Below are 25,313 nucleotides of genomic sequence, written 5' to 3'. Positions count from 1 at the left end.
TCAGTTAGCTACCACGTTTACGAGCTTGCCCGGAACCACAATCACCTTACGAACCGTTTTGCCTTCCGTAAAGCGCTGCACATTTTCGTTCTCCAGCGCCATCTTTTCGAGATCGTCTTTGCTGATGTCAGCCGGAACGCTCTGTTTGGCGCGCACCTTGCCATTCACCTGCAGTACCACTTCGATCTCGCTACGCACCATGGCGCTTTCGTCGGCAACCGGCCAGTTGGCATCGACAACGGTTTCGCTGTGCCCAAGTGCGTGCCAGAGCTGGTGGCAAATATGAGGTACGATCGGTGACAGTACCAGCACGGCAACGTCCAGTGCTTCCTGGCGAACAGCACGACTTTGCGGTTCATCATCGCCAAGTTTGCTGACTTCGTTCAGCAGCTCCATGGTCGCGGCAATGGAGGTGTTGAAGGTCAGGCGACGGCTAATGTCATCGCTGACTTTGGCAATGGTTTCATGGGTCTTGCGGCGCAGGTCTTTCTGCGCGTCTGTCAGGCTGGCCACATCCAGAGCCGGGGCTTCGCCCTTGCTGGTGTGCTCATGAACAATGCGCCACAGACGCTTGAGGAAGCGATGAGCACCTTCAACGCCGCTGTCAGACCATTCCAGAGACTGCTCCGGGGGAGCTGCAAACATCATGAACAAACGTACGGTATCGGCGCCGTGCTCATCGATGATCGACTGCGGGTCGATACCGTTATTTTTCGACTTGGACATCTTGGTCACGCCGCCAATTTCGACAGGCTGACCATCAGACTTCAAGACAGCGCGCACTACCTGGCCTTTGCCGTCGCGTTCGACAGTGACTTCGGACGGGTTGTACCAGGACTTGCCGCCATTATCTTCGTTGCGATAATAGGTTTCAGCCAAAACCATGCCCTGGGTGAGCAGGCGCTTGAACGGCTCGGAGCTGTCCACCAGGCCAACGTCACGCAGCAATTTGTGGAAGAAGCGCGCGTACAGCAGGTGCAAAATGGCGTGTTCGATGCCGCCAATGTACTGGTCTACCGGCAGCCAGTAGTTCGCCGCTGCCGGATCCAGCATGCCCTGATCGTAGTTCGGGCTGCAGAAACGGGCGTAGTACCAGGAGGACTCCATGAAGGTGTCGAAGGTATCGGTTTCCAGCGTTGCCGGCTGGCCGTTGAACTCGGTCTTGCACCATTCGGTATCGGCTTTGATGGGTGATTGAACACCGTCCATCTCCACATCTTCCGGCAGGCGTACCGGCAGGCGATCGTCCGGAACCGGCATCTCGGTGCCGTCTTCCAGAGTCATCATCGGAATCGGTGCGCCCCAGTAACGCTGGCGGGAAACACCCCAGTCACGCAGGCGGTAGTTCACCGTACGTTTGCCGATGTTGTTTTCTTCCAGGAAGGAGGCGATTTCTTCGAAAGCTTCGTCGCTGGTCAGGCCGCTGTATTTACCGGAAGAAACCAGAATGCCTTTCTCGGTGTAGGCTTTTTCCTGTACGTCGATCTCTTCGTGATCGCTTGGCGCGATGACTTGCTTGACCGGCAGTTTGTACTTGAGCGCGAATTCGTGGTCTCGCTCATCGTGACCGGGAACCGCCATCAGCGCGCCAGTGCCGTAATCCATCAATACAAAATTCGCGACCCAAACCGGAATCTCTTCCTGAGTCAGGGGGTGGATCGCTTTGAAGCCTGTGTCGATGCCTTTCTTTTCCATGGTGGCCATTTCGGCTTCGGCCACTTTGCTGTTGCGGCACTGCTCAACGAACTCGGCAACATCCGGGTGGCGCTCACTGGCCGCTTTGGCCAGTGGATGCTCGGCCGCAACGGCCATGTAACTCACGCCCATCAAGGTGTCCGGGCGAGTGGTGTAAACCGTCAGGCCGTCTTCGCGATCTTTCAGCGGGAAGGTCAGCTCGGTACCGGTGGATTTGCCGATCCAGTTACGCTGCATGGTCTTGACCTGCTCGGGCCAGCCGTCGAGGTCGTCCATGTCGTTCAGTAGTTCTTCCGCGTAATCGGTAATGCGGATGAACCACTGGGGAATCTTTTTCTGCTCAACCAGAGCGCCGGAACGCCAGCCACGGCCATCCACAACCTGCTCGTTGGCCAGTACGGTCTGGTCAACCGGATCCCAGTTAACGGTGGACATTTTCTTGTACACCAGGCCTTTCTCGTAAAGGCGGGCAAAGAACCACTGCTCCCAGCGGTAGTATTCGGGATCACAGGTGGCCAGTTCACGATTCCAGTCGTATCCGAAGCCCAGCTGTTTGAGCTGGTTCTTCATGTATTCGATGTTGGAACGCGTCCACTTGGCGGGTGCAGTCTTGTTGGCAATGGCGGCGTTTTCAGCGGGCAGGCCGAATGCGTCCCATCCCATGGGCTGCATGACGTTTTTGCCTTGCATGCGCTGGTAGCGGGAGATCACGTCGCCGATGGTGTAGTTGCGCACGTGGCCCATGTGCAGCTTGCCGCTCGGGTACGGGAACATAGACAGGCAGTAGTACTTGGGCTTGCTCGGATCTTCTACAACCTTGAAGGTTTCGTTGGTTTCCCAGAAGTCACGGGCGGTCTGTTCTACATCGCGTGGATTGTATTGCTCGTCCAGTCCTGCCATTACCAAAATTACCCTGTGTCAGAATGATGTTCGAAAAGGCCGAACATTCTAACGCACCCGCGGCTTAACAGGTAGTCTGCCAATTTGTCGGACTTGTGCCAGACTTCCTATTGTTGAAGTTTTTCAGCCGATGAGAGGTCGAACATGACAGAACCCGAGCGTAACCATCTTTCCGGTAAGGCTCTTGAGGCCTATGACAGAATGCTGGAGCGTGTGCAGTCCCGTTTGCATCTGTTTCAGGAAACCTCCGTGCAGACCTTGGAGGAAGAGGTTCAAAAAGCCGTCGAGTTCGAATACGAACTGGAAGAAATGACCCGTGAAGAAGCCGACTTGCTAGGTGCCTATCTCAAGCGAGATCTGGAACACCTGATGCATTTTGTCGAAGAAACCGGGGAAGGTTTAAAGGAATGGCTGCAACTGGACATCTCATTGCTGGAGCAAACCCTCACCGATCGCTTATTGTCGGTGGCAGACCAGACCCTGGTAGACACGCTCGCGCTGAAACAGAAACTCGAAAACGAGGAAGTGGGGCAGTACATTGCGGGTGAGGTGGCCACGGCAGGAATGTTCCGGTGCCTGAATTGCAGCCACATGCTGTGCCTGACTAAAACCAGCCACCTTGAGCCCTGTGAAGCCTGCGACTCGCACTATTTCGAGCGGGTAACAAGTCGCTGGCCAAACAAGGCCGAAAAAGACTGATGATCAGCGCTTCGGTATCACGCGTTCACGCACGAAGACGATGAGGATCAAAGCCAGTGTCAGCACCGGCCATGAGCCGGTTTGCATGTAGGGCGTGCTGCCGCTTGCGGTGAACACTTCACCGGTCAGAACCGTGCGTTTGAACTGGGGCACCCGTTCCGTCATTTGGCCTTTATCGTTAATGATGGTGGTCACCCCGTTGTTGGTGCCCCGCAACATGTAGCGGCCTGTTTCCAGTGCGCGCATCCGCGCTAACTGCAGGTGCTGCAGAGGGCCGATGGAGTCACCAAACCAGCCGTCGTTGCTGATGGTCAGCAACAACCCGGAGTTGCGAGCGTTGAAGGCCACGAAATCCGGGTAAGCCACCTCATAGCAAATGTACGGCATCACGTTAGTGCCATTGGCCTGTAATGGCGACTGGTTGCCGGGGCCGGGCGAAAAGCTACTCATGGGAAGATCGAAAAATCCGATCAGACCTCTGAGCAGGCCTTCCAGTGGAACGTATTCGCCAAAAGGCACCAGTTTCTGTTTGTGATAAATGCCGTCGCCGTTGCCCAGCGCCATAATGCTGTTGTGGAAGGTATTGCCTGCTTTCTTTTCGCTGTAGCCATACCAGGGAATACCAGTGATCAGTGTGCTGTTTTCGCCCAGACGTTCCTGAATGTGGGCGAAGATGGGGCCGGCCTGGTCTTGAGGAATGGGAATCGCTGTTTCTGGCCACAGGATGATGTCTGCCTGCCAGTGTTCCTCAGTCATTCCCAGATAGGTGACGATCTGGTCACGCAGGAAGTCCGGGTCCCATTTTATCTGTTGGGGGATGTTGCCTTGCATAGTGACAAAGCTAATTGGCTCACCGCTGATGTCGGTCCAGTCGATTTTGTTCAATGCGGGGGCCATACTCCACGGCAACAGAGCAATCATGATTGTTGCGACAGCCGCTTTGGTGCGACCCGCACGTAGCAGCCACCAGAATGCATAGGCTGCAGCGGCAGTGGTGGTCACCCAGAAGGTAATGCCGTGAACGCCGGTCACCGGCGCCAGGCCAGCAAGTGGGCCGTCGGTGTGAGCGGTGCCCAGATAAAGCCAGGGAAAACCGGTAAGCAGCCAGCCCCGCAACCAGTCGCCCAACACCCAGATAGCGGGGAACAGGATTAGTCGGCGAATCAGGTTCTGCTTTGCCAGCTTGCCCCAGAACCAGAATGCCAGCCCGTGGAACAAGGCAAGGCCCGCCACGAACAGAACCATCAAAATGATGGCGACCGGAATGGGTGTGTTACCGTGCTCGCTGATGCTGATGTAGATCCAGCTGGCGCCAGAACCAAACAAGCCCAGCCCCACCAGCCAGCCGGCGCGAAACAGTTTTTCAGCAGGTTGGTGCAGCGCTACCAGAAGAATCAGAAACGCGGACAGGGGGCCAAGCCACCAAAGGTGGAACGGCGAGAACGTCAGCGTTTGCACAGCGCCGGCGATCAGGAGGATCGCCGCGCTGAACCAGGGGTTGGCTGTAAACTTGAGGTTTAACGGGTGGCTTAGGGTTGGCTCATGAGTCACTTCGGGTTACCTGCAGCAAACGGATGACACGGTTATCGGCGTTGGCAATGGTAAACTGCAAGCCGCCGAATTCAACCGTTTCACCACGTCTGGGCAGGTGGCCAAACTCTTTCAGAACCAATCCACCGATGGTGTCGAACTCTTCTTCGTCCATGCCGGTTTCGAAGAATTCGTTGAAATCATCAATCGGTGTAACAGCTTTTACCGCATAGGTGCCATCACCTCGGGCCTTGATATGGGTTTCTTCGTCGAAATCATGCTCGTCTTCGATCTCGCCCACAATCTGCTCGAGTACATCCTCGATGGTGATCAGGCCGGCGGTACCGCCGTACTCATCGACAACGATCGCCATGTGATTGCGATTCTCTTTGAATTCCTTGAGAAGCTGGTTCAGGCGCTTACTCTCGGGCACGAAGGTCGGCGGTCGGAGGATTTCGCGGATATGAGACCAGTCCAGCCCATCATCGAGGGCCAGCGGCAATAAATCTTTCGCCAGCAATACACCGAGAATGTCGTCCGGGCTTTCACCAATCACCGGAAAGCGGCTGTGGGCAGAGGCAATGATATCGGGAAGGAATTCTTTCGGCTCCTGAGAGGCCTTGACGGTGATCATCTGAGAGCGCGGGATCATGATTTCCTCCACGCGCATATCAATCACCTGCATCGCACCTTCAATGATACTCATTGAATCGGTATCGATGATTTCCTGGGATTCGGCATCCCTCAGGATTTCCAGTACGTCCTCTACGGACTCCGGCCCACTGGAAAAGGCCTGTGAAATACGCTCCAGCCAGGACTTGTTGCCCTGACTGCGACTCGACTGATCGTCGCTCATGAGTCTTTTTCCGTTTCCTCTGCTTCGTAAGGGTTAGCAAACCCGAGCTGCGCAAGCAGCTGGATTTCGAGGCTCTCCATAACCTCGGCATCACTGTCTTCAATGTGGTCGAAGCCCTGAAGGTGCAGCATGCCGTGGATCACCATATGGGCCCAGTGGGCCACAGGTTCTTTATGCTGCTCCTGGGCTTCTTTTTCAACAACCGGCGCGCAAATAACAAGATCGCCTGCCAAAGGAAATGTTATACCCGCTGGTGCCTCAAATGGAAAGGACAAAACATTAGTGGGCTTATCCTTTCCTCGGTACTGGAAGTTCAGAGATTGGCTTTCTTCGACGTCAACAATGCGGATCGTCACCTCGGAATCCGAATCTCCCTGCCAGGCAAGCTCCGCCCATTCCTGAAAGCTGGATTCCTCAGGAATACCTTCGCCTTCGAAGGCATTTTGGAAATCAACCGTTAACTCACTCATGTGCGGGGACCACTGCCATCGTTGAAAGAATCGTAAGCTTCAACAATGCGCTGAACCAAGGGGTGTCGAACCACGTCTTTTGATTCGAAACGGGTAAACCCGATGCCTCGCACGTTACTCAGAACGCTGGCGGCATGGATCAGCCCCGAATCCTGACCGCGCGGCAAATCCACCTGTGTGGTATCGCCGGTAATCACTGCGGTAGAGCCAAAGCCAATTCGGGTCAGGAACATTTTCATTTGTTCGCGAGTGGTGTTTTGACTTTCATCCAGAATGATAAAAGAGTTGTTGAGCGTACGGCCACGCATAAAGGCCAGTGGCGCAATCTCGATCACACTTTTCTCGATCAACCGGGTGGTTTGCTCAAACCCGAGCATTTCGTAAAGCGCGTCGTACAGCGGGCGCAGGTATGGGTCCACTTTCTGGGCAAGGTCACCCGGCAGGAAGCCCAGTTTTTCGCCAGCTTCAACCGCAGGGCGTACCAGCAGGATGCGCTTCACCTGCTCGTCTTTTAAAGCTTCCACGGCACAGGCTACGGCTAACCAGGTCTTACCGGTACCTGCAGGCCCGATACCAAAGTTGATGTCGTGGGTGCGAACGCTATGCACATACTTCTGCTGGTTCTGTCCGCGGGGTTTGGCGGTCAGTTTGGGTGTTTTGATGACGGTAATTTGCCCTTCGTTATAAGGCACGTCATCCGGCAGCCGTTCCAGCCCGGTTTCCCGAATAAACAGGTGCACGGTATCCGGTGGGATGTCGTCCACGGCTTCGGTTTCACGGTACATATGGCGAATAACTTCGGTGGCGGCGGCGACGTTTTCAGTGGCACCTTCAACCCGGAAGTGATGGCCGCGACGGCCGACTTTTACCTGCAGACGCTTTTCAATCATCTTCAGGTGTTCATCAAATTGCCCGCACAGCGTGGTGAGTCGTCGCTGGTCTACGGGGTGCAGGTCAAATTGTCTGCTGTCTTGAGTGTTCAATCTTACTCCGTATTGGTTTGCTCCCCTCGACTTTTACCAGGAGAGGGCATTTCTAAGTGTGTGCTTTGGCTCAGGGTGGATAAGGCTTTCCAAAAAACGCCGCGTAAATACATCCCTGTAGGGCTTCGTCGCGCCATCCTTGGCGCTCCAGATTTTTGGAAAGCCTTATCCACCCTGAACCGTTCAAATAATGTGCAGGCTCGATAGTGAAAAAACAAGTGCAGGCCTATTACCTTTTGCGGTTTTAGGCCTTCGGTTTTTTTCATGCCATCGTGAAGTTGAAAGGAGGTGGGTTGATGCAGCCTTCCAAAAATGTGCGGAGCCATGGATGGCGGAGCAGAAGCGCCACATGGATGTGCCGAAGGAGCGGTTTTTGGGAGGCTGCATCACCCCGCCTCCCATCACCGCACCAACATCACATGGGGACCAAAACCTAGTACATCGCCGAATCCACAGGCACACCACGCAAAGAGTTCGCGTAGGCTTCGACAATCTCCACATCGACAAAGTGCCCAACAATTTCGGGGTTGTCGTGGCGGAAATTCACAATCCGGTTGTTCTCGGTGCGGCCTGAATATTCACCAGGATCTTTCTTGGAAAGCCCGGTGACCAGAATGCGCTGAGTGGAACCAACCATCTTGCGGCTGATGTCCATCACCGTCTGGTTAATGCGATCCTGCAGAATCTTCAGACGCTGCTTCTTTACTTCCATCGGCGTATCGTCAGGCAGGTCCGCCGCAGGCGTACCCGGGCGGGCGCTGTAAACGAAGCTGAACGACATATCAAAGCCGATGTCGTTGATCAGCTTCATGGTGTCCTCGAAATCTTTCTCGGTTTCGCCGGGGAAGCCAATAATGAAATCGGAAGAGAAACTGATATCCGGGCGAATCTTGCGCAAACGGCGTAGCTTGGATTTGTACTCCAACGCAGTGTGGCCACGCTTCATGGCTGCCAGAATACGGTCGGAGCCGCTTTGAACCGGCAAGTGCAGGTGGCTGACCAGCTCGGGCACCCGTTCGTACACTTCGATCAGCGAATCGCTGAATTCCACAGGATGGGAGGTGGTGTAACGAATGCGGTCAATGCCATCGATAGTGGCGATCATTTCGACCAGCTCCGCCATGTCCATCACATCGCCATCGTGGGTTTCGCCACGGTAGGCGTTCACGTTCTGGCCCAACAGATTGACTTCACGCACACCCTGACTGGCCAAGTGCGCCACTTCGGCAATTACGTCATCCACCGGGCGGCTGACTTCTTCACCACGGGTATAAGGCACCACGCAGAAGGTGCAGTATTTGCTGCAGCCTTCCATGATGGAAACAAACGCCGAGGGGCCGTCTGCACCGGGGTCGGGCAGGTTGTCGAATTTTTCGATCTCCGGAAAACTCACGTCAACCACGCCCACGCCGTCACCTTTGGCGCGGACTTCGGTAATCATGTCCGGCAGGCGGTGCAGGGTTTGCGGGCCGAAGACCATATCGACGAACGGCGCCCGGTCGATGATCGCCTGACCTTCCTGGCTCGCAACGCAACCGCCGACACCGATGATGGTGTCGGGCTTGTTGCTTTTGAGCTTTTTCCAACGGCCGAGTTGGTGGAACACTTTGTCCTGGGCTTTTTCCCGAATGGAGCAGGTGTTCAGCAGCAGGATGTCGGCGTCCTCTGGTGAGTCGGTCATTTCGACGGGCTCGCCAGTTTTGAGTAGGTCTGCCATGCGGGCGGAGTCGTACTCGTTCATTTGGCAGCCGTGGGTTTTGATGTACAGCTTCTTGGCCATGGGTCTCACGCGATTTGGTGTATGTTGCGCCGGATGTGGTGTTCTTGGCGCTGGCAAAAATTGGACGGCACATTATACCGGTGTGATTAAACTTCAACCACCGTTGTCTCGGTATTCCTTACCCACACTGTGCTATTATTTTCGGCCTTGGTGTTAGAAGGCTTTTGGGGTGGGTTTTCCAAAAACCGCTACGAGCACATCCATGTGCGCTTCTCTCCGGCCATCCATGGCCTACGAAATTTTTGGAAAACCCACCCCAAAACCCTTCCCTGACAGTTGGAGCTGGAGTCCTCAAGATATTTGATGGCTTCGTGATCGCTCCTATAACTTTACGAAACTCGAAACATGACCCCCGAACGCCTCGCCCGAATCAAACACATCCTCGACACCCGCCAGCCAGACCTTCGGGTGCTGACCGATCAGGTGCACAAACCCAGAAACCTCTCCGCCATCATCCGTTCCTGCGATGCCTTCGGATTGGCCAATATGCACGTGGTGTGGCCGAAAGAAGGTTTTCGGGCGTTCAGGAAAACCGCCGGTGGCAGCTACCACTGGGTTACCACTCACACCCACCCGACCATGAAAGAGGCCGTTGCCGACCTGAAAGGGCAGGGCCATAAAATCTACGCCGCGCAGCTGTCAGACCGCGCCGTGGATTTTCGGGACGTGGACTTTACCGTGCCCTGTACGATCGTCATGGGCAACGAAGTAGACGGGGTGAACCCGGTTACTGCCGAGCAGGCTGATGAGCACATCGTGGTGCCAATGATGGGCATGGTGGAATCACTGAACGTATCCGCGGCCTGTTCAATCATCCTCTCGGAAGCACAGCGGCAAAGAAAACTGGCAGGAATGTTTGATCAGCGGCGGATGCCGGAGGATGAATACAACCGCTTGCTGTTTGCATGGTGCCAACCCACGGTTAAACGCTACTGCGACGACCGCAACCTGCCGTACCCACCCATCGACCACGAAACCGGTGATCTCATCGACGGCGTAGGCTGGATGCAAGAAGTCCGAAAAATAAGAGCCAACCGCCCCAGATGGGACGATGCAAAAGAGCCAGCAACAGAAGAGTAAACAGCGGCTATTCTGAGCCTAAAGCCGCCACTGTTTTATTATCTATTTCTTTAGAATCAGTATCCCAAAAAGTTCTGCCGGTGTGGGGTGAGGATTCTTTTTTCCGCCGGAAAAAGATGTCTGAGCGAAGCGAGTTATTTTTCCAAGGAAAAAAGAATCCTCACCCCGCAACCCGCCCCCAAACCTTGAAGGCTACCGAAATTAGTCCTCGCGAGCCTCAAGATACCGCTGCAACTGCTCCCGCAAAGCCTTAGGCAAACGCGTAATCGTCAGCGCATCCTTATCGCGATCGTAATACACCGCCTGATTCACCAAATCCGATGAAAACGAAACACTCATCCCCCCACCAGAACCGGCGATACGTACAAGCTTCTTCACCTTGCGGTGGTCCGGATGCAAAACGCCGGTTTCCGGCATCTCCACAGTTTTGCTGGCGAACTCCTTAAAACGCTCCGGCTGGCTCTCGTCCAGATAACTAGACAAAGCCTCAATCGCCACCGGCTCACCCAAGGCGTGCTGGTCTTTGCAGAACTCATAGGCCTTGGCGCGCACCTCACCGGCTTTCTCCGGCTCGCTGGTCTTAGCGAAGGCCTCTACCGCATCCAGGAATGTGGTGGTTTCTTTCTCAACATCCACGCTATTGGTAAACGCACACAAACGAATGAACAACTCGCCGGGATCACCCGTGCCACGGGCGTGAACGAGAGTCATGTAATTGTCCCCGTCTTTCCCATCGCGCCAGTCATCCAACTCAATGCGCACGGCCAGATTCAAACGGGACAAACTCAGAACATCGGTCGCGTCCAGCTTCTGGCTGCCATCAAAACGCATGGCGCTGTCGGTTTCCAGAACAAACAGATACACCACCTCCGAATCGGCCAAAGCATCGTGCACAACCATCAAGTGGCCATCGAACTCCTCCTGACTGCCATTCAGAAGTTCCTGCCACTGGCCAAACAAGCGATCCGTCATCGCAGCGAAAGTCTGCTTGTCTTCCAGATAATCCTTCAGCCAGGCACTGAACGGGCACTCACCAACGTCTTCAGAAAAGCGGCCGTACTTTTTCCCCGGCTTGCTGTTAAACAAACGCTTCATCTGCTTGTGCAGCGCCTCGTAATCGCCACCGGGCTCCTGCAAGGCCTCGCCGGCAACAAGGCGAGCGGGTTGGCCCGGCTGGTATTGGCTGGCGAAAGCGGTGCGGAGGTGTTTGATGGCCATATTACGATCCTGTCGGTTATACGAGATTCAGATGGCGAAGATGATGCCACGGATCGAAAAGGGATTCATTTATAGAATGTACGGAGTAGAGCAGTTTTACTGCCGAAACGGAAAAGATAGACCGACGTGAACACGAGCGTTCGACGGCGCGGGGGTGGGGGAGTTTTTTCTGCCGAAAAAAGATGTCTGAGCGAAGCGAGTTATTTTTTCAAAGAAAAAACTCCCCCGCCTCAGCAGCCTGCCCGCCAAGGAAGGGGAATCGCGAATCAGATCAAAGCGCCCGAAGCAACCCAGAAACCGCCTCAGTAATCTCGGCATCGCTATCAGCAGTCACGCTGGTATTGGCAATGTCAGTGCCCAGATTCACAGCCACGGCAATCAAGCCATGGGCAGTAAGCAGCTGAGAAACACGACGACGCTCATCGGCATCGCCGGCATTCTCTTCTGAAACCACAACCGCTGTGCGCCCTTGATCGAACAAAGCACGCTCGACTGCCAAGGCCAACGCCGGCGCTTGTTTGCCGTTACAGGCAATGATCGTCGGCTTCTGAGCCAAGCGGCGCTCGCGCTCCTCCGCAGTGACCGGGTCAAGCGATTCCAAACCATCGGCCAGACCAGCGATCATGCCCGCACCAACCGTAACGTTGGTCAAACGGTCAATCACGATGAAACTACCGGTCGCGTGATTGCGCTGGTAAGCATCAAATGCGACTGGCTGGTTCAGCGTCAGTTCACACAGGCCAATCTCGTTGAGCTGAAGCTGGCTCGGATTCGGGTTCTGCTCCAGCGAGTTCACATCGGTCTGGTGGTGAATCTTCTTCACCGTACCGGAGGTAAACGTGGGCCCGAGTTTGATATCATACAAACGGCCGGTTTCCAGTGGCGCGTCGGTCATCCACACGATGTTGGCGTTAAAGCGGTTAGCCACTTCTGGCTCGTCGTCCGCTTTCACCAGCATATCGCCCCGGCTGATATCGATTTCGTCTTCCAGCGTCAGCGTGACGGCCTGATCGATGTAGGCTTCATCCAGATTGCCATCGAAGGTCACGATCTCTTTAACCTTGCTGGTGCGGCGTGAGGGCAGGGCCATCACGGTTTCGCCCGGGCGGATAACGCCAGAGGCGATGGTGCCGCAGAAGCCCCGGAAGTTGAGGTTCGGGCGATTGACGTATTGCACCGGGAAACGGAAATGCTCGAGGTTTTTGTCCCGAGACACTTCAACGGTTTCAAGGATTTCCATCAACGGCTGGCCGGTAAACCAGGGCGTGTTTTCGCTTCGGTTTACCACGTTATCGCCGTCCAGAGCCGAAAGCGGCACGAAGCGAATGTCTTTGAGGCCCAGTTTGCTGGCAAACGCCAGATACTCTTCGCGAATCTCGTTAAAACGCTCTTCGCTGAAATCAACCAGGTCCATCTTGTTCACCGCCACCACGATGTGGCGAATGCCTTGCAACGAGGCGATGAACGAATGGCGGCGAGTTTGCGTCATCACACCGTGACGGGCGTCGATCATCAGAATCGCCAACTGGGCCGTTGATGCGCCAGTGGCCATGTTACGGGTGTACTGCTCATGGCCCGGGGTATCGGCAATGATGAACTTGCGCTTATCGGTGCTGAAATAACGGTAAGCTACGTCGATGGTGATGCCTTGCTCGCGCTCGGCCTGCAAACCGTCAACCAGCAGAGCCAGATCAAGCTTTTCACCGGTCGTGCCCATTTTTGCGCTGTCGGATTTCAGGCTTGCCATGTGATCTTCGTAGATCATCTTGGTGTCGTGCAGCAGACGGCCGATCAGAGTACTTTTGCCGTCATCAACGCTGCCGCAGGTCAGCAGACGCAGCAGTTCTTTGTTCTCGTGCTGTTTCAGGTACGACAGAATATCGTCGGCGATCAGTTCAGACTGGTGTGACATCTTAGAAGTACCCTTCCCGCTTTTTCTGTTCCATGGAGCCGGCTGAATCGTGGTCGATGACCCGCCCCTGACGTTCGGAGCTGGTGGCCAGCAGCATTTCTTGAATAATCTCTGGCAGCGTTGTGGCTTCAGACTCGATGGCCCCGGTCAGGGGGTAACAACCCAAAGTACGGAAGCGCACCGACTTCATCATCGGCTCCTCGCCTTCTTTCAGTGGCATGCGGTCGTCATCCACCATGATCAAGGTGCCATCGCGCTCGACAACCGGGCGAACGGCCGAGTAGTACAGAGGTACGATGTCGATGTTTTCCAGATAGATGTACTGCCAGATATCCAGCTCGGTCCAGTTTGAAAGCGGGAAAACCCGAATACTTTCGCCCTTGTTCACCTTGCCGTTGTAGGTATTCCAAAGCTCCGGGCGCTGATTTTTCGGATCCCAGCGGTGGTGCTCATCCCGGAACGAGTAAACGCGCTCTTTGGCCCGGGATTTTTCTTCGTCCCGGCGTGCGCCGCCGAAGGCCGCGTCGAACTTGTACTTGTCCAGAGCCTGCTTGAGGGCCTGGGTTTTCATCATGTCAGTGTGCTTGGCGCTGCCATGGGTAAACGGCCCGATGCCTTGCTTCACGCCTTCCTCATTGGTGTGCACGATCAGATCCAGGCCATAGCGGCTGACCTGTTTGTCACGAAACTCGATCATGTCCCGGAATTTCCAGGTGGTATCGACGTGCATCAACGGGAAGGGTGGTTTACCCGGATAGAAGGCTTTAAGCGCCAGATGCAGCATCACGGCAGAGTCCTTGCCGACGGAGTAAAGCATGACCGGGTTATCAAACTCGGCCGCCACTTCCCGGATAATGTGGATGCTTTCGGCTTCCAGCTGTTTCAGATGGGTGAGATTGTATGTGGTCATGGTCATCCGTTGCCGCAGAGGGCTTTTAATGGCTGTAATCAGAAAGACAACTATAACAGCTGGCCATAGGGCATAAGAAGGTGGGTGGTAAGAATTTTAGGTTCTAATGATATGGCGTGAGAATGATCGAGGAGGTGCAAAGAGGGCCGGCAGGCATGGGCCCTCAAAACGGCTATGGAGTCAGGACTGCCTGGACTCGTTAAAGAGTTTGCCAATGTACTGGTCGATATAAATAAACCCGTTGCCCTCAATACTGTGGAACTGCAGGCCGATGTGAAATTGGTCGCGGGCAATACGGCGGATGTGCACAACATTGCTTTCGGCCACGATGGTGACGGGCTGGGCCGGAAGAACGGGCACCGGAAACCGGGCTGTGAGTTGGACAGGGTTCTTGGGGGCGGGCGGCAACATGTTGGGGATCAGAGCCTTGGCGGTTTGAGCATCGCACTGAACCATAACACCGGTGCGGGATATATTGGCTATTTCGCACTGAAACTGGCGGCCGTTCGGCTTTTCGAGAGTGATCTCGGAAGACACGTCTACCCGCTGCTGATTACGTAAATTAGGTTTTGCATCGAGAGGCTTCATAGTGACTCTTCTTGCGTTTGACGAATCGAAAGTCGTTGCGTGTCCCATTATGTTTTGCGCCAGCTTTTGGTGTATTCTTGTTTGTTTAAAAAGTGAACAGTCATAATTGTGCAGTAGATTGTGACAGGTTCGCAACAGAAAATGTGAACAAGGTGTCACAGAACGAGCAATCTTTCAGGTTGCCTTGAGCGAGCCCCCTATATTAAGTGTTGTCAGTAAGGCTGCAGTTGATGAGCCGCTGATGTAAAATCGCGCCCCTACATTCATCAGGAGCACTGCTCCGGGATTCCCGAAGATACGTTATGACCGAGAAGACAGAAAATGCCGCCCAAGGCGGAAAAGTTGGTTTTATCAGCCTGGGTTGCCCGAAGGCGCTGGTTGATTCCGAACGGATCCTGACCCAGCTTCGTCTGGACGGGTACGACGTGGTGCCAACCTATAACGACGCTGACGTTGTGGTCGTGAATACCTGCGGGTTTATTGACGCTGCCAAGCAGGAATCCCTCGATGCGATTGGTGAAGCGCTCAATGAAAATGGCAAGGTGATTGTCACCGGCTGCATGGGAGCAGAAGCAGATACCATCCGCGAAACCCATCCGGGCGTACTGGCGGTGTCGGGTCCTCATGCCTATGAGGAAGTCGTGGGTGCGGTGCACCAATACGTGCCACCAAAACAGAATCATGATCCTTTCGTGGATCTGGTGCCGCCGCAAGGCGTCAAATTGACACCTCGGCACTATGCGTATCTGAAGATTTCCGAAGGCTGCAACCACCGCTGTACCTTCTGCATTATTCCTTCAATGCGTGGCGATCTTGTCAGTCGTCCGATTGGTGATGTGATGGACGAAGCTCAGCGTCTGGTTGATGCGGGCGTGAAAGAGTTGTTGGTGATTTCGCAGGACACCTCCGCCTACGGTGTGGACATCAAATATCGTACCGGGTTCTGGCAGGGGCGGCCGCTGAAAACCAAAATGCAGGCATTGTGTGAAGCGTTGGGCGAGCTGGGCGTTTGGGTGCGTCTGCATTATGTTTACCCGTACCCTCATGTAGACGACATCATCCCGTTAATGGCCGAAGGGAAAATCTTGCCGTATCTGGACATTCCGTTCCAGCACGCCAGCCCGAAAGTGCTCAAGGCCATGAAACGCCCGGCCCACGACAGCAAAACCCTGGACCGTATCCGCAAGTGGCGCGAGATTTGTCCGGAGCTGACCATCCGTTCGACCTTCATTGTGGGCTTCCCGGGTGAAACCGAAGAAGATTTCCAGTACCTGCTGGATTGGCTGGACGAAGCGCAGCTGGACCGCGTAGGCGCGTTTACCTACAGTCCGGTTGAGGGCGCAACCGCGAACGAATTGGAAGGCGCTGTGCCGGAAAATGTCAAAGAAGAGCGTCTTGCCCGCTTCATGCAGAAGCAGGCCGAGATTTCGGCGGCCCGTTTACAGGCCAAGATCGGCAAAACCATCGACGTGCTGATTGACGAGGTGGATGAAGAAGGCGCCATTGGCCGATCCAAGGCCGATGCCCCGGAAATTGACGGGATGGTCTACCTAAACGACGTGACCGATGTAGAGCCCGGGCAGATTGTGAAGGCGGTGGTCGAACACGCCGACGAGCACGACTTGTGGGCAACTCTGGTGTGATGCGTTAAGGGAAAATAAAAAGGCTCCGACATGTAGGAGCCTTTTTTCATGGTGCGGCGATTATTCGCTGATCTTGGCAATGTAGTCCGAGTAGTAGCGGTCAAAATCCATGAATTCCATGCTGTCACGGCCGCAGCAGCGAATGTTGCCGGATTTGATGTCGTACACCCAGCCGTGGATTTCGATCTTGCCGGTAGCCAGTTTGGCCGCAACCACGGGGTGAGTGCGCAGGTGCTGTACTTGTTGCAGTACGTTCTCCTGAATGGCTTCATTCAGATATTTGGCATCCACGCACTGGTCGTTTGGGATGTTGTGTCGTTCGCGAACGATCTCCATCGCCGAGCGGCAATGCCCCAACCATTCTTTAACGTGCGGCAGCCCTTTCAAAGACGGAATATCCAGTGCGCCTTTAATGGCTCCGCAATCGGTGTGGCCGCACACAATGATGTGGCGAACGCCGAGCACGGCAACCGCGTATTCGATGGACGCCGTCATACTCCCGGTTTGATTGCTATGGGGAGGGATAACGTTACCGGCGTTTCGGCAAATGAACAGATCGCCCGGGTGTGAGCCCGTGACCATGTTCGGGTCGATGCGTGAATCTGAACAGGTCACAAACAGCACATCCGGGTTCTGGCTGTCGGCTAACGCTCCGAACAGATCCTTGTGCTCCGGGTAGACGTTTTTGCGGAAGTTCAGTACGCCGCGAACAATATGATCCATAATAATTCCTCCTGCCGGTCAGGCAATTTCGATCAATACCTCTCCAGGGGTAACCCGGTCACCCTTGCTGACGTGAATCGCTTGCACGGTGCCGTCAACGCTGGAATGAATTTCGGTTTCCATCTTCATGGCTTCAGTAATCAGGACTGCCTGGCCAGCGGTTACAGTATCGCCTTCCTGAACCAGCACATCCACAACATTTCCGGGCATGGCGGTACTGACATGGCCGGGATCGGTGGCTCGCTTGCGGCCTTTGCCGCCTTCTGCCACGTATTCGTTCAAGGATTCGAACACCACTTCTTCGGGCATACCGTCCAGTGACAAGTACAGCTTATGTTTTCCGGGTTCGGTGTTGCCTACACCGGTAACGGCAACCTCGTAGGTTTCACCGTGCACATCAATGCGGAATTCGGTGGCAATTGCCGAACCTTGCCGCCCCTGAGCGGCTTGTTCCACAGGCTGCAGCTGTTCCGGCTGAAGAGTGCCGTCTTTACGCTGCTGCAAAAATTCACGGCCCAGGTCCGGGAACATGGCGTATGTGAGCACATCTTCCTCAGAGCTGGCCAGACTACCAATGTCTTCTCGTAATTTGTTCAGCTCCGGTGGCATCAAATCGGCTGGCCGGCCTTCGTTGACGGTTTCGTTGCCAATGGCTTTCTTGCGGATGTCCGCATTCACCTCGGCGGGTGGGTGCCCATACCCCCCTTGCAGGTAACGCTTCACTTCATTGGTGATGGTTTTGTAGCGCTGTCCGGCCAGCACATTATAGACCGCTTGTGTACCGACAATCTGGGATGTGGGGGTGACCAGCGGCGGATAGCCCAGATCTTTTCGAACGCGCGGGATTTCGTTGAATACCTCGTTGATCTTGTCGAGGGCATTCTGCTCTTTCAACTGGTTGGCCAGGTTCGACATCATGCCGCCCGGCACCTGGTTGATCTGAACCGAGACATCCTCACGCGTAAATTCGCTCTCGAACTGGTGGTACTTTTTGCGCACTTCGCGGAAGTAATCGGCAATCTCGCTGAGCAGTTCCAGATCCAGCCCGGTGTCGTACTCGGTACCTTTCAGTGCCGCGACCTGGGATTCGGTGGCCGGGTGGCTGGTGCCGTTGGCGAACGCGGAAATTGCGGTATCGATACGGTCTGCGCCAGCTTCGATGGCCTTAAGTTGGCACATGGGGGCAAGGCCAGCGGTTGAATGGCTGTGAATCACCAGCGGCAGATTTACCGCGGATTTGATGGCTTTCACCAGTTCGTAGGTCGCGTAAGGTGTCAGCAGACCCGCCATGTCCTTGATCGCAATAGAGTCGGCGCCCATCGCCTTCAGTTGTTCCGCCTGTTTTACAAACAACTCAGGCGTGTGTACCGGGCTGGTGGTGTAGCAGATCGTGCCTTGAGCATGCTTGCCGGCCTTTTTGACCGCTTTGATCGCGGTTTCAAGGTTGCGAAGGTCGTTCAGGGCATCGAAAATCCGGAACACATCGATGCCGTTGTCGGCCGACTTCTGTACGAAAGCTTCCACCACGTCATCGGCATAATGGCGGTAGCCGAGCAGGTTTTGGCCCCGCAGCAGCATTTGCAAGCGGGTGTTGGGCAGGGCTTTGCGCAGTTGTCGCAGGCGCTCCCAAGGGTCTTCCTTCAGGAAGCGTACGCAGGCATCAAAGGTGGCGCCGCCCCAGACCTCCAGTGACCAATAACCCACCTGATCCAGTTTGTCGCAGATCGGCAGCATGTCTTCGGTGCGCATGCGCGTGGCAATCAGGGATTGATGCGCATCCCGAAGAATAAGGTCAGTGACTTCGATTTTTTTCGCGTTACTCATGTCCACTCTCCTATGGATTACCAGCCAGCATGGGCTGCGATGGTGGCGGCAATCGCCAGTGCCACGGCACTGGGGTGACGTTTTTTCGAATAGTTCAGCAGTTCGGGGTGCTCTGGTACGAAGCTGGTATCAAACTTGCCCGCCCGGAAGTCGGGATGATCCAGAATCTGCTGGTAATAATTGGCGGTGGTGGTGATGCCGTGCAGGCGCATGTCGTCCAGCGCCCGTTTGCCGCGGGCGATCACTTCGTCCCACGTTAATGCCCACACGACGAGCTTCAGGCACATGGAGTCGTAGTAGGGCGGTATCTCGTAGCCGGTGTAAATGGCGGTATCCACCCGCACCCCCGGGCCTCCCGGCGCGTAGTAGTGAGTGACGCGGCCGAAGCTGGGCAAGAAATCGTTTTTGGGATCTTCCGCGTTGATTCGGAACTGCAGCGCGTAGCCACGATAAGAGATGTCTTCCTGCCGGTAAGTCAGAGGCAAGCCTGAGGCAATGCGCAATTGCTCCCGAACAATGTCCACCCCGGTAATGGCTTCGGTGATGGTGTGTTCCACCTGTACCCGGGTGTTCATCTCCATGAAGTAGACTTCGTTGCCGGTGAGCAGGAACTCCACCGTACCGGCGTTTTCGTAGCCCACGGCCTGGGCGGCTTTGACCGCTAAGCCACCGATGTACTGTCGCTGTTCCGGTGTGAGCTGTGGGCTCGGTGCAATCTCGATCAGCTTCTGATTGCGGCGCTGGATTGAGCAATCCCGTTCATAAAGGTGGATGGCATTGCCCTGGCTGTCACCGAGGATCTGGACTTCGATGTGGCGCGGATTGACGATGCACTTTTCCATAAACACTTCGGCGGAACCAAAAGCCTTGGTGGCTTCAGAAATCACGCGCGGATACTGGGTTTTTAATTCCTCGGCGGAATCGCACCGGCGAATGCCTCGCCCACCGCCACCGGATGTGGCTTTGAGCATAACCGGGTAGCCAATCTCATCGGCCAGCTTGAGAGCCTCATCCAAATCGGCCAGATTGCCTTCTGAGCCCGGCGTAATCGGAACACCAGCGGCGCGCATGCTGTCTCGGGCCTGGGTTTTGTCGCCCATTTTATGGATAACGTCAGACTTGGGGCCAATAAACGTAACCCCTTGCTGCTCGCAAAGCTGTGCGAACCGGGCGTTTTCGGACAAAAAGCCGTAACCGGGATGGATAGCATCGCACCCGGTTTCAATGGCCAGGTTCACAATCCGGGCGGGGTCCAGGTATCCGGCGATGGGATCTTCCCCCAGTGAGTAAGCTTCATCCGCCCGCTTCACGTGTAAGCCGTATCGGTCCGGCTCGGTGTAGATGGCCACCGAGCGGATGCCCATCTCAGCGCAGGCGCGCTCAATCCGCACCGCAATCTCGCCTCGGTTGGCGATCAAAACTTTCTTCAACATGGGAGATTCCTCGTTTCGTCGTCCCGAATGAAGGTTCTAAAAGAATAACGAGGATCGCTGATCAGTAAAAATTGATATTATTTCGATTATGTATAACAAATTTATTATGGATGGTTCTGGGAGGGTGAATGTATGCCGCTAAGCATTCAAAAACTGGCCAACCGGCTGACCTTTCGACAGCTTCAAGTCTTCAAGGCCGTGTACGATCTGAAAAGCTACAGCAAAGCGGGTGAGCTGCTGGGGTTAACCCAACCGGCGGTCAGTAGCCAGGTACGCCATCTTGAGCAGGCGCTGGAGATGCCGATGTTTGAGTACGTGGGCCGCAAACTGTATTGCACCGCAGCTGGGGAGGAAATGGCGGCTTGCGTTAAGAAGGTGTTTCACGAACTGGCGGATATGCAGAATCGCCTGGCAGCGCTTGAGGGCAGGGTGGCTGGTGACCTGCGGTTGGTGGCGGTCAGTACCGCCCAGTATGTGGTGCCTTATCTACTGCATTCGTTTCTTGAACAAAACCAACAGGTCAATATCTCTGTGGCGGTGGTTAACCGCGCCACTGCGTTGGAGCGATTGAATGAAAACAGCGATGACTTGGTCATCATGGGCATGGTGCCGCAAGGCAAGCCGTTAACCTCGTTGCCCTTTTTAGACAATGAATTGGTACCGGTTGTGCCCGCGGGGCACCCGTTGCTTGCAAAGGGTACGGTTAACCCTGAAGAGTTTTTAGGTGGCCAGCTACTGACCCGGGAATCGGGTTCGGGTAGCCGGTTGGCGTTGGAGGTGTATTGTCAAAAACATCGTTTGAAAATGGAGCCTGTAATGGAACTTGGCTCAAACGATGCGGTAAAGCATGCGGTTCTGGCAGGATTGGGTGTAGCTGTTATTCCCAAACTGAGCATTCTGTCGGAATTGGCTCTAGGTTCTCTTGTGGCTTTGGATATCAAAGGGTTTCCCTTAAGGCGGAGTTGGTGTGTGGTACACCCTCAGGGGCGACATCCGACTCCGGCTATGAAGGCATTTATTGATTACATACAGCGGAATATTGCCGAGTTCGACCGTTTGTTTCGGCGGTTGGGTTCTTAGGTTGGTGCTTTGGATCCGTTTCTAGCCTGTTGGCTGGGGTGATAGGTGATGTTTGGGGCCCCTTCCCAAAAACCGCTACGAGCACATCCATGTGCGCTTCTCTCCGGCCATCCATGGCCTACGAAATTTTTGGGAAGGGGCCCCAAACACCACCATTCAGGCTTGGCAGCAATATTCCGGGATTGTCGAGGAAATGGTGGCGGATACTAGTGCGGAGTAAGAAGGCGTTGGCGGGAGGCTCCTCACAAAAATGTGCGGAGCCATGGATGGCGGAGCAGAAGCGTCACATGGACGTGCCGAAGGAGCGGTTTTTGGGAGGAGCCTCCCGCCAACGCGCCCCGCAAACCTGGCAGGCTTGGGCCGGAGCATTGCGCCCAGCCCAAGCTCGCCCTCATTAACCACCAAGCTTCCGCAGAAGAATCTCGTTGAACAGCTTAGGGTTGCCTTGGCCCTTGGAGGCTTTCATCAATGGGCCCATAAAGCCGCCAAGCATCTTCTTGCGCTTCTTCGGATCTTCCTCGCCTTGGAACTGGGCTACCTGATCCGGCATGCCGGCCAGAACCTCGTCTACCATGGCTTCCAGGGCGCCAGTGTCAGATACCTGCTTCAGACCCTTGGCTTCGATAATCGCATCCACGTTATCGCTCTCGCCGGTCCACAGCGCTTCAAACACTTTCTTGGCACCAGACGAAGACAGCGTGTTATCGGCGATACGAGTGACCAGCGCGCCCAGCTGAGCGCCAGTGATTGGAGCATCGGCCACCGACTTCTCTTCTGAATTCAAACGCGCAGAAAACTCACCCTGAACCCAGTTAGAGGCCAGCTTCGCGTCCTTGCCGTGCTCAACGGTTTCCTCGAAGAAACCGGCCAGCTTGGCGTCAGCAGACAGAATTCCCGCATCGTAATCGTTCAGACCGTACTGCTCCTTGAAGCGAGCGCGGCGGGCATCCGGTAGTTCCGGCAAGCGTGCACGGGCATCCTCGATGAAGGAATCATCGATTTCTACCGGCAGCAGGTCCGGGCACGGGAAGTAGCGGTAGTCGTTGGCTTCTTCCTTGCTCCGCATGGAGCGGGATTCGTCCCGGTCGCCGTTGTACAGACGGGTTTCCTGAATGATCTCGCCGCCGTCTTCCAGAATGTCCATCTGACGCTCGACTTCGTGCGCGATGGCCTGCTCCATAAAACGGAAGGAGTTCAGGTTCTTGGTTTCGGTCCGCGTGCCCAAGGTGTCAGAACCTTTGGGTTTCAGTGAGATATTCACGTCGAAACGCATAGAGCCCTGAGACATATCACCGTCACAAATACCCAGTGAAGTCACCAGACTGTGCAGCTTCTTGGCGAAGGCCACAGCTTCTTCGGCACTGTTCATGTCCGGCTCGGTCACCACCTCGATCAGCGGTGTGCCGGCGCGGTTCAAATCGATGCCGGACATGCCGTGGTAATCCTCATGCAAGGATTTGCCAGCGTCTTCTTCCAAGTGTGCGTGGTGAATGCGAACCCGCTTGGTGCTGCCGTCGGACAGGTCGATGTCAACGTGGCCAGGGCCGACAATTGGCTGGGCCAACTGGGTAGTCTGGTAGCCCTTGGGCAAGTCCGGGTAGAAGTAGTTCTTCCGCTCGAACACCGAGCGACGGCCAATCTCGGCGTTGGTGGCCAAGCCGAACATTACGGCATAACGAAACGCCTGTTCGTTAGGAACAGGCAGCGTGCCCGGCATGGCCAGGTCAACGGCGTTGGCCTGGGTGTTAGGCTCGGCACCAAACGCGGTGCTGGAGCCGGAGAAAATCTTGGTTTTGGTGGCAAGCTGAACGTGAATTTCCAGCCCGATCACGATATCCCACTGCATGTGTTCGTCTCCTTATCCGGGCTTATTGAGGTTCACGCTGGTGCCAATCGGTCACCTGCTGGAACTGATGGGCGGCATTCAGCAGGCGCGCTTCAGAGAAGTAATCCCCGATAATCTGCAAACCAACCGGCAAGCCGTCAACAAAACCGGCGGGTACCGACATGGCTGGAATGCCTGCCAGGTTAATGGCGATGGTGAACACGTCTTCCAGATACATAGTCACCGGATCTGTGGTCTTCTCGCCCTGAACGAACGCAGGGGAGGGCGACACCGGGCTCATCATCACGTCTACTTCTTTGAACGCATTGATAAAGTCCTGCTGGATCAAGCGGCGAACCTTCTGAGCCTTGAGGTAATACGCATCAAAGTAACCGGCGGACAGCGCGTAGCTACCCACCAGAATTCGGCGCTTAACCTCGTTGCCGAAGCCTTCCGCACGGGTGCGGGTGTACATGTCCATCAGGTCTTTCGGGTTGTCGCAGCGATAGCCGTAACGCGCGCCGTCAAAACGGGACAGGTTGGCCGAGGCTTCCGCCGGAGCAATGACGTAGTAAGCGGCAATGGCCAGCTTGGCGTTGGGCAGAGAAACCTCTTTAACCGTTGCGCCCAGCTTCTCGTATTCGCGCACCGCATTACGAACCTGCTCTTCCATAGCCGGCGACAGCTGCTCGCTGAAGTACTCCTTCGGCAAACCAATCTTCAGGCCTTTCAGAGGCTCGTTCAGCGTTGCGGTGTAATCCGGAACCTCGCGGTCGATGCAGGTGGAATCCTTCGGATCAAACCCGGCCATCACATTCATCATCAGCGCCGCATCTTCCGCCGTGCGCGTCATCGGGCCGCCTTGGTCCAATGATGAAGCAAACGCGATCATGCCGTAACGGGAAACCCGGCCATAGGTCGGCTTCAAACCGGTAATGCCACACAACGCAGCAGGCTGGCGGATAGAGCCGCCAGTGTCGGTGCCCGTCGCTGCAGGTACCAGGCGCGCCGCAACCGCCGCCGCTGAACCACCAGACGAGCCACCCGGAACACGCTTGTCGCCCCACGGGTTGGTCACCGCGCCAAAGAAACTGGATTCGTTGGACGACCCCATGGCGAACTCATCCATGTTGGTCTTGCCCAAACAAACCGCGCCGGCCGCCTTAAAGTTTGCCGTCACCGTGGCGTCGTAAGGCGGTACAAAGTTCTCCAGCATTTTAGAACCACAGGTGGTGCGAACACCGTTGGTGCAGAAAATGTCTTTGTGCGCAAACGGAACCCCGGTCCAGGCCGTCGCCTTACCGGCTGCACGCATCTCATCGGCTGCCTTGGCTTCGGCCAAAGCCTGCTCATCGGAGATGGTGATAAAACTGTTGTACTTACCGTCTTCACTCTTCAGACGGTCGAGGAACTGTTGCGTCAGCTCCACGCTTGAAACCTTCCCGCTCTCCAGCTCTTTGGAAAGCTCTGCTACGGATTTGTTATGCATCATCAATCCTGAAATCTTTGATGGTCAGAAAGTAGGCCGGATAAAAGGCCGTGGCTGCTTAACTTGAACCGAATCACTCAATAACCTTGGGAACCAAATACAGCCCGTCCTCGGTCGCCGGCGCAATCGCCTGAAACGCCTCACGCTGATTGGTCTCGGTAACCTCATCCACGCGCAAACGCTGAACCGCATCCAACGGATGCGCCATCGGTTCCACGGCTTCTGTATCCGCAGCGCTTAATTGATCAACCAGATCCAGAATGTTGCCCAGATCTTTCTCCAGAGCCGAAACCTGCTCGTCATCCACTTTGATGCGGGCGAGCACGGCAACTTTTTCAATGTCCTCGCGGGAAATGCTCATGTTGCCTCCAATAAAGCATGTGTGAATACAATTTAATGCAATGATGCCCGGACGCGCGGCTACGGTCGTTTATGACGGCACCTTCGATGTCCGGGGATGCCTTGGGGAACTGCTTTCCAAAAATGTGCGCAGCCATGGATGGCGGAGCAGAAGCGCCACATGGATGTGCCGAAGGAGTGGTTTTTGGAAAGCAGTTCCCCAAGGCATCGTTGCACCTGTTGAAAACAAGCCGGATATATTAGCAGAAAGCTGCCACAGATTGGCCCCGAAACAACCTATAAAATGTGCAATTAGTAAGCCAGTAGCCCCGATGG

20 protein-coding genes are annotated in these 25,313 nt (G+C 55.3%); 4 read left to right on the top strand and 16 right to left on the bottom strand.

The window, feature by feature from the left end:
* Positions 1–2,586 carry a leucine--tRNA ligase gene (gene leuS / locus Q9245_RS04235; RefSeq protein WP_305897168.1) on the bottom strand — a complete coding sequence of 862 codons (2,586 nt, stop codon included), beginning with the start codon at positions 2,584–2,586 and terminating at the stop codon, positions 1–3.
* A 153-nt stretch (positions 2,587–2,739) separates the two neighbouring features.
* On the opposite strand from leuS, the gene Q9245_RS04230 reads away from it, so the two are divergent.
* The gene (locus tag Q9245_RS04230; RefSeq protein ID WP_305895986.1) at positions 2,740–3,294 is read left to right on the top strand and encodes a zinc ribbon-containing protein; all 555 of its coding nucleotides are present in this window, start codon (positions 2,740–2,742) and stop codon (positions 3,292–3,294) included.
* 3 nt (positions 3,295–3,297) lie between these two features.
* Here the strand turns inward: Q9245_RS04230 and lnt are convergent, their stop codons facing one another.
* From lnt to miaB, 5 genes are all read right to left on the bottom strand, one after another.
* On the bottom strand, positions 3,298–4,845 hold the full coding sequence (lnt, locus tag Q9245_RS04225; protein WP_305895985.1) for an apolipoprotein N-acyltransferase: 1,548 nt from the start codon (positions 4,843–4,845) through the stop codon (positions 3,298–3,300).
* Entirely contained in the window at positions 4,835–5,680 is an 846-nt protein-coding gene (locus Q9245_RS04220) for an HlyC/CorC family transporter (protein WP_199006438.1), read from the bottom strand. The genes lnt and Q9245_RS04220 overlap by 11 nt, the downstream gene beginning before the upstream one ends.
* Complete coding sequence (gene ybeY, locus Q9245_RS04215) at positions 5,677–6,150, bottom strand: rRNA maturation RNase YbeY (protein WP_305895984.1); 474 nt, start codon at positions 6,148–6,150, stop codon at positions 5,677–5,679. The genes Q9245_RS04220 and ybeY overlap by 4 nt, the downstream gene beginning before the upstream one ends.
* Positions 6,147–7,133, bottom strand: coding sequence for a PhoH family protein (locus Q9245_RS04210; RefSeq protein ID WP_305895983.1), 987 nt, complete (start codon positions 7,131–7,133; stop codon positions 6,147–6,149). Before Q9245_RS04210 ends, ybeY begins: the two co-directional genes overlap by 4 nt.
* Positions 7,134–7,566: 433 nt before the next feature.
* The gene (gene miaB / locus Q9245_RS04205; protein ID WP_305895982.1) at positions 7,567–8,913 is read right to left on the bottom strand and encodes a tRNA (N6-isopentenyl adenosine(37)-C2)-methylthiotransferase MiaB; all 1,347 of its coding nucleotides are present in this window, start codon (positions 8,911–8,913) and stop codon (positions 7,567–7,569) included.
* Positions 8,914–9,258: 345 nt separating this feature from the next.
* Here miaB and trmH point away from each other — a divergent pair, with 345 nt between their 5' ends.
* Complete coding sequence (trmH, locus tag Q9245_RS04200; RefSeq protein ID WP_305895981.1) at positions 9,259–9,993, top strand: tRNA (guanosine(18)-2'-O)-methyltransferase TrmH; 735 nt, start codon at positions 9,259–9,261, stop codon at positions 9,991–9,993.
* A 201-nt stretch (positions 9,994–10,194) separates the two neighbouring features.
* On the opposite strand, the gene Q9245_RS04195 is transcribed toward trmH, so the two are convergent.
* The 4 genes from Q9245_RS04195 to Q9245_RS04180 form a co-directional block, all read right to left on the bottom strand.
* Positions 10,195–11,211 carry a nucleoid-associated protein gene (locus tag Q9245_RS04195; protein ID WP_305895980.1) on the bottom strand — a complete coding sequence of 339 codons (1,017 nt, stop codon included), beginning with the start codon at positions 11,209–11,211 and terminating at the stop codon, positions 10,195–10,197.
* Positions 11,212–11,482: 271 nt separating this feature from the next.
* Positions 11,483–13,123, bottom strand: coding sequence for a sulfate adenylyltransferase subunit CysN (gene cysN / locus Q9245_RS04190; RefSeq protein ID WP_305895979.1), 1,641 nt, complete (start codon positions 13,121–13,123; stop codon positions 11,483–11,485).
* 1 nt (position 13,124) lies between these two features.
* Complete coding sequence (cysD, locus tag Q9245_RS04185; protein WP_305895978.1) at positions 13,125–14,039, bottom strand: sulfate adenylyltransferase subunit CysD; 915 nt, start codon at positions 14,037–14,039, stop codon at positions 13,125–13,127.
* Between the two features lie 174 nt (positions 14,040–14,213).
* Entirely contained in the window at positions 14,214–14,621 is a 408-nt protein-coding gene (locus Q9245_RS04180; protein ID WP_305895977.1) for a PilZ domain-containing protein, read from the bottom strand.
* A gap of 302 nt (positions 14,622–14,923) precedes the next feature.
* On the opposite strand from Q9245_RS04180, the gene rimO reads away from it, so the two are divergent.
* A complete protein-coding gene (gene rimO, locus Q9245_RS04175; RefSeq protein WP_305895976.1) occupies positions 14,924–16,264 on the top strand; it encodes a 30S ribosomal protein S12 methylthiotransferase RimO in 1,341 nt (446 codons plus the stop codon).
* Between the two features lie 60 nt (positions 16,265–16,324).
* Here rimO and Q9245_RS04170 read toward each other — a convergent pair whose 3' ends face one another.
* Genes Q9245_RS04170 through Q9245_RS04160 form a run of 3 tightly spaced genes read right to left on the bottom strand, consistent with a single transcriptional unit; the run spans position 16,325 to position 20,244 of the window.
* The gene (locus Q9245_RS04170; protein WP_305895975.1) at positions 16,325–16,987 is read right to left on the bottom strand and encodes a carbonic anhydrase; all 663 of its coding nucleotides are present in this window, start codon (positions 16,985–16,987) and stop codon (positions 16,325–16,327) included.
* Positions 16,988–17,005: 18 nt separating this feature from the next.
* Entirely contained in the window at positions 17,006–18,811 is a 1,806-nt protein-coding gene (oadA, locus tag Q9245_RS04165) for a sodium-extruding oxaloacetate decarboxylase subunit alpha (RefSeq protein ID WP_305895974.1), read from the bottom strand.
* Positions 18,812–18,828: 17 nt separating this feature from the next.
* Positions 18,829–20,244 (bottom strand): acetyl-CoA carboxylase biotin carboxylase subunit, encoded by a 1,416-nt coding sequence (locus tag Q9245_RS04160; RefSeq protein WP_305895973.1) that lies wholly within the window; start codon positions 20,242–20,244, stop codon positions 18,829–18,831.
* A gap of 132 nt (positions 20,245–20,376) precedes the next feature.
* On the opposite strand from Q9245_RS04160, the gene Q9245_RS04155 reads away from it, so the two are divergent.
* Positions 20,377–21,324 carry a LysR family transcriptional regulator gene (locus Q9245_RS04155; RefSeq protein WP_305895972.1) on the top strand — a complete coding sequence of 316 codons (948 nt, stop codon included), beginning with the start codon at positions 20,377–20,379 and terminating at the stop codon, positions 21,322–21,324.
* A gap of 394 nt (positions 21,325–21,718) precedes the next feature.
* On the opposite strand, the gene gatB is transcribed toward Q9245_RS04155, so the two are convergent.
* The 3 genes from gatB to gatC all read right to left on the bottom strand — a co-directional run bounded on the left by gatB (position 21,719) and on the right by gatC (position 24,999).
* Complete coding sequence (gene gatB / locus Q9245_RS04150; RefSeq protein WP_305895971.1) at positions 21,719–23,170, bottom strand: Asp-tRNA(Asn)/Glu-tRNA(Gln) amidotransferase subunit GatB; 1,452 nt, start codon at positions 23,168–23,170, stop codon at positions 21,719–21,721.
* 22 nt (positions 23,171–23,192) lie between these two features.
* On the bottom strand, positions 23,193–24,641 hold the full coding sequence (gene gatA, locus Q9245_RS04145) for an Asp-tRNA(Asn)/Glu-tRNA(Gln) amidotransferase subunit GatA (RefSeq protein WP_305895970.1): 1,449 nt from the start codon (positions 24,639–24,641) through the stop codon (positions 23,193–23,195).
* Positions 24,642–24,711: 70 nt separating this feature from the next.
* Positions 24,712–24,999 carry an Asp-tRNA(Asn)/Glu-tRNA(Gln) amidotransferase subunit GatC gene (gene gatC, locus Q9245_RS04140; RefSeq protein ID WP_305895969.1) on the bottom strand — a complete coding sequence of 96 codons (288 nt, stop codon included), beginning with the start codon at positions 24,997–24,999 and terminating at the stop codon, positions 24,712–24,714.
* Between the last annotated feature and the right edge of the window lie 314 nt (positions 25,000–25,313).

The organism is Marinobacter sp. MDS2, assembly GCF_030718085.1.
GTDB lineage: Bacteria > Pseudomonadota > Gammaproteobacteria > Pseudomonadales > Oleiphilaceae > Marinobacter.
The sequence above is the reverse complement of the archived record's forward strand: the minus strand, read 5'-3'. Positions and strand labels throughout refer to the sequence as shown.